Origin of the sequence: Aquimarina sp. BL5 (assembly GCF_003443675.1) — a bacterium.
GTDB lineage: Bacteria > Bacteroidota > Bacteroidia > Flavobacteriales > Flavobacteriaceae > Aquimarina.
This window is the reverse complement of record NZ_CP031963.1, coordinates 638,662-653,395: the sequence shown is the minus strand read 5'-3', so window position 1 is coordinate 653,395 and position 14,734 is coordinate 638,662. Positions and strand designations below refer to the sequence as shown.

The 14,734-nt window shown below is 32.0% G+C and carries 13 protein-coding genes; 9 read left to right on the top strand and 4 right to left on the bottom strand.

Annotated elements, in window-relative coordinates; all coding sequences use genetic code 11:
• Positions 1-37: 37 nt before the first annotated feature.
• Genes D1818_RS03000 through D1818_RS02985 form a run of 4 tightly spaced genes read right to left on the bottom strand, consistent with a single transcriptional unit; the run spans position 38 to position 3,185 of the window.
• Positions 38-922, bottom strand: a complete 885-nt coding sequence (locus D1818_RS03000; protein ID WP_118456274.1) for a nucleoside phosphorylase — start codon at positions 920-922, stop codon at positions 38-40.
• A 1-nt stretch (position 923) separates the two neighbouring features.
• Positions 924-1,892, bottom strand: a complete 969-nt coding sequence (locus D1818_RS02995; protein ID WP_233558620.1) for a DUF1835 domain-containing protein — start codon at positions 1,890-1,892, stop codon at positions 924-926.
• A gap of 3 nt (positions 1,893-1,895) precedes the next feature.
• Positions 1,896-2,225, bottom strand: coding sequence for a translation initiation factor (locus D1818_RS02990; protein ID WP_118456272.1), 330 nt, complete (start codon positions 2,223-2,225; stop codon positions 1,896-1,898).
• 9 nt (positions 2,226-2,234) lie between these two features.
• Entirely contained in the window at positions 2,235-3,185 is a 951-nt protein-coding gene (locus tag D1818_RS02985) for an isopenicillin N synthase family oxygenase (RefSeq protein ID WP_118456270.1), read from the bottom strand.
• A gap of 294 nt (positions 3,186-3,479) precedes the next feature.
• On the opposite strand from D1818_RS02985, the gene D1818_RS02980 reads away from it, so the two are divergent.
• The 9 genes from D1818_RS02980 (at position 3,480) to D1818_RS02940 (ending at position 14,725) form a co-directional block, all read left to right on the top strand.
• Positions 3,480-5,477 (top strand): thiamine pyrophosphate-dependent enzyme, encoded by a 1,998-nt coding sequence (locus D1818_RS02980; protein WP_118456268.1) that lies wholly within the window; start codon positions 3,480-3,482, stop codon positions 5,475-5,477.
• Positions 5,478-5,527: 50 nt separating this feature from the next.
• Positions 5,528-6,049 (top strand): hypothetical protein, encoded by a 522-nt coding sequence (locus tag D1818_RS02975; RefSeq protein ID WP_118456266.1) that lies wholly within the window; start codon positions 5,528-5,530, stop codon positions 6,047-6,049.
• A gap of 404 nt (positions 6,050-6,453) precedes the next feature.
• The gene (locus D1818_RS02970) at positions 6,454-7,452 is read left to right on the top strand and encodes an SDR family oxidoreductase (protein WP_118456263.1); all 999 of its coding nucleotides are present in this window, start codon (positions 6,454-6,456) and stop codon (positions 7,450-7,452) included.
• Between the two features lie 42 nt (positions 7,453-7,494).
• Positions 7,495-8,775: a nucleotide sugar dehydrogenase gene (locus D1818_RS02965; protein ID WP_118456261.1), complete on the top strand. Its 1,281-nt coding sequence runs from the start codon at positions 7,495-7,497 to the stop codon at positions 8,773-8,775.
• Between the two features lie 50 nt (positions 8,776-8,825).
• The gene (locus D1818_RS02960; protein WP_158597008.1) at positions 8,826-10,370 is read left to right on the top strand and encodes an oligosaccharide flippase family protein; all 1,545 of its coding nucleotides are present in this window, start codon (positions 8,826-8,828) and stop codon (positions 10,368-10,370) included.
• An 8-nt stretch (positions 10,371-10,378) separates the two neighbouring features.
• Positions 10,379-11,659: a hypothetical protein gene (locus D1818_RS02955; RefSeq protein ID WP_118456257.1), complete on the top strand. Its 1,281-nt coding sequence runs from the start codon at positions 10,379-10,381 to the stop codon at positions 11,657-11,659.
• 29 nt (positions 11,660-11,688) lie between these two features.
• The gene (locus D1818_RS02950) at positions 11,689-12,654 is read left to right on the top strand and encodes a polysaccharide pyruvyl transferase family protein (RefSeq protein ID WP_118456255.1); all 966 of its coding nucleotides are present in this window, start codon (positions 11,689-11,691) and stop codon (positions 12,652-12,654) included.
• Positions 12,655-12,669: 15 nt separating this feature from the next.
• Positions 12,670-13,629: a bifunctional 2-polyprenyl-6-hydroxyphenol methylase/3-demethylubiquinol 3-O-methyltransferase UbiG gene (locus D1818_RS02945; RefSeq protein ID WP_118456252.1), complete on the top strand. Its 960-nt coding sequence runs from the start codon at positions 12,670-12,672 to the stop codon at positions 13,627-13,629.
• Positions 13,630-13,660: 31 nt separating this feature from the next.
• Positions 13,661-14,725 (top strand): acyltransferase family protein, encoded by a 1,065-nt coding sequence (locus D1818_RS02940; RefSeq protein WP_118456250.1) that lies wholly within the window; start codon positions 13,661-13,663, stop codon positions 14,723-14,725.
• Positions 14,726-14,734 lie beyond the last annotated feature (9 nt).

Below are 14,734 nucleotides of genomic sequence, written 5' to 3'. Positions count from 1 at the left end.
GTTAAGTTATCTAGAATAGTTTGATTTTAACAAAAGGTTAAATCAAATCCATATAGCTCACAATTTTATCTAAAGTATACTTGATAAGGTTATCAACAGCCTTTTTTGGGTCATTACTGAACTGTCCTGTTGCTCTATTTGCTATCATTGCATTCATGGATACAGCACGGTGACCAAGAAGTTTTGCCATTCCGTATATACCAGCTGTTTCCATTTCTAAATTTGTTATTTTTTTATCCGCATAGCTGAAAGAAGCTATTTTGTCATTTAGTGTAGCGTCTGATGTAGGTAATCTTAATACTCTTCCTTGGGGGCCATAGAATCCAACGTTGGTAATTGTAAATCCTTTACTTGTTTGGTTACTTTGCATATGTCTTCCGAGCTTTTTGTCAAAAGAAACCACATAGGGTGTTGATTTATCTTTATCCCAATCCAAATGCTTCATTAAGGGTTCAGAGATCTGCGGAAACTGTATATCTTTACTATCGTAAAAATGGAGTAAGCTATCAAACCCAATAGCAAGTTCGGAAACTATAAAACTATCGATAGGAATTTCTGATTGTATAGCCCCAGAAGTACCAATACGAATAATGTTAAGAGAGGTGTGCTCTTTTTTAATTTCTTTTGTTTCGAAATCAATATTAACTAAAGCGTCTAATTCATTAAAAACAATATCTATGTTATCTGTGCCGATACCAGTAGATATTACGGTAATCCTTTTTCCTTTATATGTACCAGTTTGAGTATGAAATTCTCTCTTGCTAATTGTGTGTTCTACAGTGTCAAAATATTGAGTAACCTTGCTTACGCGATCTGGGTCACCAACGGTTATAATAGTATTAGCGAGGTGTTCAGGTTTTAGATTTAAATGATATATACTACCATCTTGGTTGAGAATTAATTCTGATTCGGCTATAGCCATATTATAATTTTAGTAAATTATGCGTTTCGTTATTATATAAATAATCATATTTTTTGACTCCTCCATAATACCAATCCAACGTTTGTGTGTTATAGAAATTCTTTTTTTGCTGTACGGCCAATTTTCCCCTTTCGGATAGTAATAATCGGTCTTTAGTTTGATCCAAAAATTGAAAAAGTCTTGCTAATACTCTCTTAATTTGCATATCACCATACCCATAGAACCCTTGGTATTCTAGTGTATAGCCCATTAATTGTTTTATGTTTTTGATTTCATAGGTATCGACCATTTGTAGAATATTGTGTTCTAGTGTATTCAGGCCAGTAAGCATATTTGGAAATCTTTGTAAATGTGCTCTTAAGCATATGGATAGGTAATCAAAAGATGATTGTTTTTTAATTTGTCCTGCAATTTTATTTGGATTTGATTCGCAGTATAATGTCCAAACATGGGATGCTAATTCTAAATCGTTAATGTCTAATACTATTTTGTCCTCAAAATGTTTTTTTAGTTGTGTATCCGATAGCTCACATAATCCCAGGCATTTTTTGGAATTCTCGACTCTACCGCTACAAACCAGATAGACTGGAGTATCCTTGATTCCTTTTCTAAGTAATAAGCTTATAGCAGCGATCATATTAATATGACAGAAAAGATCATACTCAAACCAAAGCACAATTTCATCATACTTTTCTATATTGTTTAATTTATTTAATTGACTTATGAACTTTTCTTCGTAGTCATCATTAACAATTCTATAGTATTTTTCTAGAAATCCTTTACGTCTTTCAATAGCTTCGTCAGTTTCAATTCTTATGTCTGTAGGGCCTTCACAAAGCATCTCCCTCCAAATTAAGAATTCTCCATCAACCAGATTCAGTTCTTTTAAACGATCTGTTAAACTATCGCCATTTGTAATATGTAATGTTTTAGCCCCCAATGATGTATCTATTTCTGAATTATGTGACAAAAATTATCCGCCAACTCTTTTTACTTTAAATCCCTTTGTTTTGAGGATCTCCATTATTTTATCTCGATAATCTCCCTGAATAATAATGCGTTCATCCTTAAAACTTCCTCCAACACTTAATTTTGTTTTTATTTCTTTAGCAAGTTTCTTAAAATCTTCATCAGCACCTGTATATCCTTCTAATATGGTAATTGGTTTCCCTTTTCGTTTCTCATATTTGCAGATAATTGGATCATCCTGCATCCAGATACCATCTTCTTTTTTTAGATCTTTTTCCTCCTCAATAGGTTCGTGATCGGGAAATAAGTTTTTTAATTGATCTTTTAAATCCATGTGCAGTAATTACTTCTTAATCAATCCAATTTCAACTAGTCGTTGATGCAGAAAATCACCAGCAGTAATATCCTCATACTGTTTAGGATTCTCTTCGGTAATGCATTCTTCTAAACAATTTAATTTCATATCGCTTCGTGGATGCATAAAGAATGGAATAGAATATCTAGGTTTACCCCATTGTTCCTTTGGTGGATTGATTACTTTATGTATTGTAGAACGTAACTTGTTATTGGTATGACGTTCTAACATATCTCCTACATTGATTACTAGTTCATCCTCTTGTGGTATAGCATCAATCCATTCGCCATCTTTACGCTGTACTTGTAATCCGCCGGTGGACGCACCCATTAATAACGTAATTAGGTTGATGTCACCATGCGCTCCTGCACGTACCGCACCTTTTGGTTCTTCAGTAATAGGAGGATAGTGAATAGGACGTAAAATACTATTACCATTACTTGCCCAATGATCAAAATAAAATTCATCTAAACCTATGTATATTGCTAAAGCTCTAAGGACATAGATTCCTGTTTTTTCGAGCATTCTATAAGCTTCCATACCTGTGTGGTTAAAATCCTTTAGCTCTTCTACAATTACATTAGGAGGGTAATCTTCGATTAAATTAGCATCTTCAGATGGTTCTTGACCAAAATGCCAAAATTCTTTTAAATCACCTTCTTTTTTGCCTTTTGCGTGTTCTTTTCCAAAGGAAATGTAACCTCTTTGGCCACCTAATCCTTCAATTTCATATTTCTGCTTATCTTCTAATGGTAAGGCAAAAAATGCCTTTACTTCCTTATACAATTCTTCTACTAAGTTATCGCTTAGAAAATGATTTTTTAATGCTACAAAGCCTATTTCTTCATAGGCTTTTCCTATTTCGTTAACGAACTTTTGCTTACGTGATGGATCATCAGATAGAAAATCCGAAAGATCTACACTTGGTATGTTATTCATGACTATTTAATTTACTTTAACTAAAATAAATGTATTTCGTTAAATAAACATCATGGATGATGCCTTTTTTTAAAATATAGTGGATAACTGTCAAAATAATTATTTTTTCACATATTATCGATAAAGCTTGGTAAATTTAGTTAATTCTTATAATTGTTAGAGTTAAATTAACAACTACTTAGTATTATTGTTATTTGATTGTTTTTTCTGAAATAAAAATAATTACATTTACTATACTATTTTTCCAATTTTGGAGAACCTATAAATATTAAAGAGTATTGATTTTTGAATTGTATGGCAGAAGAGAAATTGTTATTAGATTTTGATAAGAAAGAGTATAGTAAAGAACTACTTGTTTCTCTATATTTCAAAATGCTTAAACCGAGGTTGATTGAAGAAAAAATGCTCATATTACTTCGTCAAGGTAAAATTTCTAAATGGTTTAGCGGTATTGGCCAAGAGGCTATTTCGGTTGGAGTAACGGCCGCATTACATAAGGATGAATATGTTTTGCCGATGCATCGTAATTTAGGCGTGTTTACTACTCGTGATGTTCCGTTATATAGACTCTTTAGTCAATGGCAAGGTAAAGCTAGTGGTTTTACTAATGGACGAGATCGTTCGTTTCATTTTGGAACACAAGAATATAATATTGTCGGTATGATTTCGCATTTGGGACCACAATTAGGAGTTGCTTGTGGCGTAGCTTTAGGTAATCTTTTAAAAAAAAATAATAAAACTACTGCTGTTTTTACTGGTGAAGGAGGTACTAGTGAAGGAGACTTTCATGAAGCTTTAAATATTGCATCCGTATGGAGTTTGCCCGTACTTTTTTGTATTGAGAATAATGGATATGGATTGTCTACACCGACAAGAGAGCAATACAATTGTAAGCATCTTGCGGATCGAGGTTTAGGCTATGGCATGGAATCGCATGTTATAGATGGTAATAATGTATTAGAAGTTTATAACAAAGTAAATGAATTAGCAGAAAGTATAAGACAAAACCCACGACCTGTTTTATTAGAGTTTAAAACTTTTAGAATGCGTGGTCATGAGGAAGCGAGTGGTACCAAGTATGTTCCGGCAGATTTAATGGAGTATTGGGCTGCAAAAGATCCAATAGAAAATTATAGAGAATATCTTATTGATAATGGAATTCTTTCTAAGGAAGATGAACTTCAAGGAAAATCCGCGATTAAAACTGAAATCGAAACACATTGGCAAAGAGCTAATGAGGAGGAAAAAATTCAAGTTGTTTTAGAAAAAGAACTGAAAGATGTTTATCAAACATTTGAATTTAAAGAAATTCTACCAGGAAGGTCTACAAAAGAAATTCGACTTATTGATGCAATTTCTGAAAGCTTAAAGGAAGGAATGCGTAGATATAGTGACCTTATTATTATGGGACAGGATATTGCTGATTATGGAGGTGTTTTTAAAATTACTGATGGTTTTGTTTCAGCATTTGGAAAAGATAGAGTTCGTAATACACCTATTTGTGAGTCTGCTGTAATTTCTACGGCATATGGATTATCTGTTAATAGTACAAAAGCCATTGTAGAGATGCAGTTTGCTGATTTTGTTTCTTCAGGATTTAATCCTATTGTAAATTTATTGGCTAAATCCCATTATCGTTGGAACCAATCTGCAGATATAGTGGTAAGAATGCCTTGTGGAGGAGGTGTTGGCGCAGGACCTTTTCATAGTCAGACTAATGAAGCGTGGTTTACAAAAACTCCCGGTTTAAAGGTTGTATATCCAGCTTTTCCGGCAGATGCTAAAGGATTATTATTGACATCTATTGAAGACCCTAATCCAGTATTGTTTTTCGAACATAAAGCATTGTATCGTAGTATTAGAGAAGAAGTGCCTGAAGGTTATTATACTATTCCATTCGGAAAAGCTTCTTTGTTAAAAGAAGGAAATCAAATAACTGTTATAAGTTATGGTACCGGTATACATTGGGCTTTAGAAATCTTAGAAAAACATTCTGAAATAGAAGCAGATGTTATAGATTTAAGAACCTTACAACCATTAGATGTTGACACAATTTTAATATCGGTTAAGAAAACAGGTAAAGCGATTATTTTGCAAGAAGATTCAATGTTTGGAGGAATAGCATCTGATATTTCTGCATTGATTATGGAAAATTGTTTTCAATATTTAGATGCTCCCGTAAAAAGAGTTGCGAGTTTAGAAACACCAATTCCTTTTGAACCCAGCTTAGAATCTCAATATTTGGCCAAAAATAGGTTCGAAAAAGAATTACAGGAATTATTAGAGTTTTAGACCTGTATTAGGATAATAATAGGTTTAAGATAATTTTAAAATAGTCTATTATGAACTTTAAACCCGGCGATTTTTTTATTGGAATCTTTGATTTGTTTGCAATTCTTTTACCAGGAATAGTGTTTGTTTATTTGTGGATCAATGAGATACGCGCTGTTTTTAATTTTAGTAATATTGAGACCTCAGAGACTATCTTGTTTTTGGTGATGTCCTATATAACAGGGCACTTTTTACTTAATATCAGTTATCCTTTGGACCTGTTATATTTTCAATTCCATGAAAAATCATTGGGGCGTGATAGGTTTTATAAGGCGTTTTCCTTTATAAGGATGAATAATGTCTCCGCTTTACAGGAATTAGAAAGAAATACAGCACATTATAAACTTTTCCGAAGTTTATCTTTTGTATTTTTTATTGAAATTATTCACGGATTCATAGGTGGTGCTTTAAGTCCTTGGATTTTTATAGTTTTGACTTTACTGTCAGTTTGGAGGTATTGGTTCCTTAAAGAATGGACAGGAGAATTAGCTCTGGACTTTGAAAAAACTATCAGAGAAAATACAATTAATTAGTCGCCTCTTATATTAAATACTCTTTTACATCTTCAACAAGAGTTGCTAATTTAGAAATTTCAATTTACTATGAACAAATACTAGAATCTCGATGTTTAGTCGAAAACTGGTTCGAAATTGAGTCACTAAATTTTTACACGTATTAATACCTGTTTTCATACTTCGAAAACGTTTTTGTTAATAAAAATGAGTAAGAATTTATATATTTGATTTACAGTTGATTATGATAATTAAATCGATGAATTGATTTTTTTATGGGATGACGGAACATAGTGAATTTTATTATGGGTTAAAATCCCCTTTGATATAAGTTGTGTGTTCTGTTGTTTAATCTTAATTTCGCGCAGTCTGTGCAATATGCATAGCGTAGGGGATTAAAAATCAAGGGATAATACAAGAAATTCATGAACACTAACCAATTAGAACTATTGAGTTCTTCTACTGTTTTAGTTACTGGAGCAGCGGGTTTTATCGGGTCGAATCTATGTGAAGCTTTACTAGAAAAAGGCAGTAAAGTTGTAGGTTTAGATAATTTTGCCACTGGGCATAAGAAAAACTTAGCAGCAATTAACGAAAATCCAAGTTTTACATTTATTGAAGGAGATATAAGGAATCTTGATGATTGCCATAAAGCCTGTAATGGCGTGGATTATATATTGCATCAAGCTGCATTAGGATCTGTACCAAGATCCATAAATGATCCAATAACTACTAATGATGTAAATGTTGGAGGTTTTCTTAACATGCTAGTAGCTTCTAGAGACGCTGGAGTCAAACGATTTATATATGCGGCTAGCTCTTCGACTTATGGAGATTCTAAGGCTTTGCCGAAATTAGAGGATAAGATAGGGAAGCCTCTATCACCATATGCGATTACCAAATATGTAAATGAATTATATGCGGATAATTTTAAAAGAACGTATGATCTGGATACTATCGGATTACGTTATTTTAATGTTTTTGGACGCAAACAGGATCCTAATGGAGCATATGCAGCTGTGATTCCAAAGTTTGTAATGCAGTTTATGGAACATGAATCACCTGTAATTAATGGTGATGGATCTTTTTCTAGAGATTTTACATATATCGATAACGTAATTCAGATGAATCTAAGGGCTATCGTCTCTGATAACGAAGAAGCATTAAATAATGTATATAATACCGCTTTTGGAGAGAGAACTACTTTAAACGAATTAGTTACTTTATTAAAAGAATATTTGTCGGAGTTTGATTCAGAAATCACAAACGTAGATGTTAAAAAAGGTCCAGAACGTAAAGGAGATGTGCCACATTCTTTAGCTTCTGTAGATAAAGCTAAAACACTTCTTGGTTACCATCCGAAGTTTGATATGAAATCTGGATTAAAAGAAGCTGTAAAATGGTACTGGGATAATCTAAAATAATGATACATTACCTGTGTATAAAATTAAACAACCACAACAAACATGCAGAATATTAAAATAGGAATCATTGGTTTAGGATATGTAGGACTTCCTTTAGCTAGATTGTTTGCAACAAAATTTCCTGTAATTGGTTTTGACATTAATAAAAATAGAATTGAAGAATTAAGATCAGGAACAGATGCTACTTTAGAAGTTGAAGATGAAGTTTTGCAATCCGTTTTGAAGGATAGCTCTCAAATGGATAAGGGATTATATTGTTCTTATAACTTAGAAGATATAAAAGACTGTAACTATTATGTGGTTACTGTTCCTACTCCAGTTGATAAAAATAATAGACCTGATCTGACTCCATTATATAAGTCTAGTGAAACTGTAGGTAAAGTTTTGAAAAAAGGAGATATTGTTATTTACGAATCTACAGTATATCCAGGCGTTACTGAGGAAGAATGTATTCCGGTATTAGAAAAAATAAGTGGATTAAAATTTAATGAAGATTTTTACGCTGGATATTCTCCAGAGCGCATCAATCCGGGGGATAAATTACATACAGTAGAAAAAATTCTTAAAGTAACTGCAGGTTCGACACCAGAAATAGGTGAAAAAGTAGATGCACTTTATGCTTCTGTTATTACAGCAGGAACTCATTTGGCTCCAACTATAAAAGTGGCAGAGGCGGCTAAAGTGATAGAAAATTCTCAACGTGATATTAATATTGCTTTTGTCAACGAGTTAGCTAAGATTTTTAACCTTATGGATATTGATACTAGTGAAGTGTTAAAAGCTGCTGGTACCAAATGGAATTTCTTGCCTTTTAAACCAGGTTTGGTAGGAGGACATTGTATAGGAGTGGATCCTTATTATTTAGCTCAAAGAGCACAGGAATTCGGATATCATCCGGAAATTATTTTAGCTGGACGAAGATTAAATGATAGCATGGGGCAATATGTTGCTTCAGAAGTTATCAAATTAATGGTGAATCATGATATCAAAATTAAAGGAGCTAATATTTTGGTGCTTGGGATTACTTTTAAAGAAAACTGTCCGGATGTTAGAAATACCAGGGCCGTGGACGTAATAGCGAATCTAAAAGATTTCGGAACAGATATTACTATTTATGATCCTTGGGCAAATCCATCAGAAGTAAAACATGAATATGATTTGGAGACAGTAACGGAATTACCAAATTCTAAATTTGATGCCATTGTATTAACCGTTGCACATAAGGAGTATCTTGATATAAATCTGAAATCATTATTAAAATCAAATGGAATTTTATATGATGTTAAAGGTATATTAGAAGAAAAAGTACACGGAAGACTGTAAGGGAAACAATCTTCATTTTATAAATTAAACAACTTTTTAAACCAACCACATTGAGCCAATTAAAAAAAGGAGCTTTACTTACATACCTAAAGATCTTCCTGATTAATGTTATCGGAATTGTTATGACTCCGCTAATAGTTAGTTATTTAGGAAAAGATGAGTATGGTATATTCAATGCTATAGGTGCATTGATAGGTACCATAGCATTGCTGGATTTTGGGTTAACGAATACTGTGGTTCGATTTATAGCTAAGTATAGAGCAGAGAAAGATAGAGAAGGAGAAGAGAATTTTTTAGGAACTGTTAGGATATTATATTTTGCAGTCTCGACGTTAGTAGTAATTTCTGGGATCGTATTTTATTTCTTTATTGATACATATTTTACGAAATTCAACGCAGAAGAACTTAGAATTGCCAAGTTGATGTTTGTGATTTTAGTTTTTAATTTAGCGATTCAACTTCCAGGAATGATATTTACGGGTATTTGTAAAGGGTATGAAAAATTTGTGTTTCCCGAGTCTATTGGTATTATACGATATATTCTTAGATCATTAACTATAGTGGCGGTTTTGTTTTTTGGAGGGAGAGCTATTGCCTTAGTTATTGTGGATACGGTATTCAATATTCTGACCATTTCGGTATCTGCTTATTATGTATTAGTGAAGCTTAAGGTTAGATTTAAATTGCATAAACTATCTAAAAGTTTTGTACTTCAGATTTTTAAATACTCAAGTTGGATTTTTCTGTTCGCAATTGTAAATATGTTACAGTGGAAGTCAGGTAGTTGGGTTTTAGGAGCTATAAGTGTTCCTAAGGTTCTAGGAATCTATGGACTTGGGATTGCATTGGGAACGTACTACGGAGCCTTTTCTACGGCGATTTCCAGTGTGTTCTTACCAAGAGCAACACAGATGTCAGTAAATAACGCTAGTGGAGAGGAATTGACCGACATGATGATCAAATTAGGAAGGTTATCTTTTATAATTTTGATGTATATTTTTGGCGCTTTTATGTTATATGGAGAGCAGTTTATCAATCTTTGGGTTGGTGGAGGAGGAGAATCATCAGGCAACGGAAGGTATAGTATAGAGGAATGTAGAGAAATATATAGTATTGCACTAATTATAATGATTGGGTACACACTACCATTATTACAAGCATTTGGAAATTCTATACTAGAGGCAAAAAATAAATTATCTTTTAAGGCTATTCTTTATCTTGTCTTTATGATTTTAGGAGTAATCCTAGGTGGTTTTCTAGCAATAGAATACAGTGCTATAGGAATGATTATAGGATTGGTTGCAGGATGGATCATTGTACAAAACGTTATGAATTTTTATTATCATAATAAGATAGGGTTAAATATTCTGCGTTTTTTTAAAGAATTATTTCATAAAACGCTTATTGTAGTTTTATTAGTGATTGCTACAGGTTATTTTATCAATTATATCCCCGGAGATGGATGGTTTAGTTTTATAACAAAAGCTATTTCCTACACTGTTGTTTTTATCTTTACGATGTATTCTATTGGTATGCTAGAATATGAAAAAGAATTATTTAGAAAACCTATAGTTTCTTTATTGAAACGAAAATAAAAGAAAGAATGGATACAGTAAAGCTACATTCAATTACATATTCAGAAGAAGGTCGTAAGATCAGCTATGAGTATTCTGTTGGTTCGAATATCCAGAAGCTCTTTGTAGAGAAAGAGCCTTTTTACTCCAAATATCAAATAGATGTTAGTGCCACACCGATAAGTATTGCGGTAATTCCATTTTTATCTAATATACTACCGATGGCTTGGTTTGCGGGTTTTACTATAGAAGTGGATGAAGTAGATGAGGATTTTTATAAAGCTCAGGAGGAAATAAAAAAAGAATTCGCTAAGAGAGACCCTGCTAATAGTTTTGAAGGTAAATTGGTTGCGAAGAAATTAGTAAAAAATACTTTAGATGGTTCCAAATCATCAATGCTTTTTAGCGGAGGAGTAGATGCATATGCAACCTATATTAGAATTTATGATAGAACCCCTGATTTAATTACACTTCATGGTGCAGATATTACTATAAAAGATAAAGATCAATGGAAGGATTTCACTGGTTTTATAGAAAGTGAAGAACTGCTTAATGATAATAATAAGGAATATATAGAAACCAACCTTAGAGATTTTTATACGTATCAAGTAGAACTTTTGTTAAAAGACATTGGATGGTGGGGAAAAGTACAGCATGGATTAGCTCTAGTAGGATCAATTGCTCCTTTATCATATATAAATAAGTATGGTTCAGTTCATATAGCCTCTTCTTATACAGATCATATAGATATTGATTGGGGATCTACACCAGAGATCGATGAGAAGATAACTTGGGGATCTGGTTTCAAGGTATTTCATGATGGTTATGAATTAAAAAGACAGGACAAAGTTGATTTGATTGCAAAATTTGCTTCAGAAAAAAATAAAAGATTCAGACTTCGAGTATGTTATTCAGAAAAAAGAACCGAGTTTAACTGTAGTTATTGTGAAAAATGTTTCAGAACTATACTAGGTTTAATTCTTAATAACCAAAACCCCAATGAATACGGTTTCAAAGTTGATGGTAGTGTTTATGACAAGATTTATCAAATATTACATATTGGTTCTGGTAGTAAAGGAGTAAAATATTTTTGGTGGGAATTAATGGAAAAAGCTAAGAGTGTAGAAACTTTCTTTGTTTTTGAAGATGTTGAGACTGAAACCAACCATATGAACGATTTCAGAAACGGAAAAGTGGATCGGCTTTTGGAAGAAAAGATTAATAATGCTAACAAAGGAACAAATAGATTAAAGTTTATTATTAGAAATAAGTTTCCTTGGTTACAAACGATATATAGAAAATTCAAATAGAATAAAAAACTAGGTAAATTGTAGAATTCATGAAATACGGACTACTTACATACGATGAGAATAAGAATTTCTTTAACGTAGGAGATAATATACAAAGCTTAGCGGCTAAACAATATTTACCAAAAGTCGATACACTATTAAATAGAGAACGATTAGGAGAATATAAAGGAGATCCTATAAAACTGATTATGAATGGATGGTTTACGCATAATATTCATAATTGGGTTCCTTCAGAAGATATAGATCCTGTATTTGTATCTTTTCATATGAATAATACCGCTGCTCCAGCGATGTTAAGTGAAAAAGGGATTGCTTATTTAAAAAAGCACGAACCTATAGGATGTAGAGATCAATTCACCGCAGATACCCTTAAAGCGAAAGGGATTGATGCACATTTTACAGGATGTCTTACGCTAACTTTAGACTCTTATAAAGTTGACGATTCTGAGAGAGGAGATGACGTGTATATTGTAGATCCTCTTTATAGTTACCCTAGACCTGAAAAAGTATTTTATAATACTAAAATTACTATAAAAAATATTCTTAATGGATCAGTTTTTAAGTTAGGTAAAAAGGATAAGCACGTAAAAAAGTTTATAAGTAAAGAAGTAATGGATTCTGCCATATTTATTAACCAAGAACCGCCTTCTAATACGTATACAGATGAAGAAAAATTTGCAATGGCAGAAGATCTTCTAAATAAGTATGCAAAAGCAAAACTAGTGATTACTTCAAGAATTCATTGTGCATTACCTTGTTTAGCAATGGGAACACCAGTGATTTTCGTGAATGGATTTGATAGTTTTGTAGATTCTTGTCGATTTGATGGTATTCTAGAACTGTTTAATAGAATAGATATCGATAGTAAAACAGGAACATATACTTCAAATTTTGGGTTAGAAGGAAAAATAACCAAGGATACTATTGTAAAAAACCTCGAAAAACACCACGAACTTGCCAACGCATTAAAAGAAAAAGTAACAAGTAAAATCTAATCAACCACACAAACGATGAAAAGTGTATTCAAAAAACTGTTAAAAGATAAATTCTTTACAGCTCCGAAAAAAATGCAACAAAAACATACAGCATTTACAAAAGAGCAGTTAGAGGAATTAACAAAATCACTTAAAGAAAATTATATAGATAGGGGTAATACTAAAAGTAGATTATCAAAGGAAGAATATGATAGAGCTATTAGTGGACAGCTTTTTGAACGTTTATACTATAATAGAAATCGAATTGCCCCTTGGTTACAAAATGTAAAAGATTTAAATGGTGCGAGTATCTTAGAAATAGGGTGTGGAACAGGAATTTCTACCTTGGCACTAAGTGAACAAGGAGCTAAAGTAGTAGGGGTAGATGTAGATGCTGGAGCATTGGCTGTAGCAAAGGATAGAATGAAGATCGCAGGGTATGAGGCTGAATTACATCACGTAAATGGTGAAGAAATTGAGAAGAATTTTAAAGATAAAAAGTTTGATTTTATTATCTATTATGCGGTATTGGAACACATGACAGTGAGTGAACGGTTAGAATCATTAAAACAAGCTTGGGGGATGTTATCTAAAGGTGGATACTTAGCAGTTATAGAGACTCCTAATAGATTGTGGTATTATGATTCTCATACAGCAGCATTACCCTTCTATGATTGGCTTCCAGATGATTTAGGATATTATTATTCTAAATTTTCTAGTAGAAAGAATTTTAAAGATTCTTATAGAGAATTAGATGATGAGAGTATGATGAAATTCAAGAGGTGGGGAAGAGGAGCTAGTTATCACGAGTTCGAAGTAGCGATAGCTCCTTTAAAAGAACTAAATGTAGTTAGTAGTTTAATGAAGTTTGAAAAATCTGCTTTTTTAAAAGTTGGTTTTAAAGGATTGCGTTATATCAAGTTTTTAAAAACACTCAATAAAAACTTAACTAATGGTTTTTGTTATCCATATTTGGATATCGTTATAAAGAAATAGATTTATAATTTTTTAATGAAATTAAATTAAAATGGATCAAGCCGTTAGTAATAAAATTCGGATACTTTCATTCTTTTCAATTTTTATGGTTGTTGTCTGTCATGCTTATAATTTGACTAACCTGAGTATTGAAACAAATAGAAATGTTGTTTACTACATAGAATATTTATTTGCATTGGAGCTTTCTAATATTTTTATTCCAATGTTCTTTTTTATCTCAGGATATCTATTCTTTAAAAATCATGATTTAACAGTAGCTACTTTTAAAAGAAAAATAAGAAATAGATTTAAGACCCTTGTTATTCCATATATCTTATGGTGTGCGTTGTGGTTTTTCATAGTATATGCTATTCAGTTTATTCCGATTTTATCTCATTTTTTTGAACAACCATTACATCAAATGCCAGCATGGAAACAGGCTTGGTTGGCTTTTGTAGACCCTATAAATTATACGTTTTGGTTTATACGAGAATTGATTTTTTATATATGGTTAACTCCATTTATATATTTGGGAATTAGGTATTTAAAATTCATGTTCCCTGTTTTACTATTTGCACTACTTTTTTTAAAACAACCAAGTTTGTTTTATGTAAATAGCATCTATTTGTTTCAGTTTCTTGGTTTGTTTTCTTTTTCTTGCGGTGCATATACATCTATTTCAAAGTTTAATATAATTTCTAGTTTTAAGAATTCAACTTACATTTTTTCATTAATTATATGGGCATTACTTATTGTTTGTAATTTTTATGTAAGAGATGCTTATCCGGATGATTACTGGTTAGCTATACTATGCAAAAGGATAACAATGTTTGTTGGTTTTTTTACAGTATGGACTTGGTATGATTTTATAAATAACAAATATGAGTTTAGAAATAAAGAACTTTATGGATATAGATTTTTTATTTATGCAGCGCATGGTGTAGCTCTGACTTATTTTACTAAGATTTATGTGAAATATATTGGAGAAAAAGATTTTATATTACTTGTTCTGTTCTTTATTAGTCCAATTTTAGCAACGCTGGTATGTGTCGGCTTTGCTAAGTTATTACAGAGAAGTATACCAAAGGTTTACTCCGCTTTGACCGGAAGTAGATAATTAAAATAT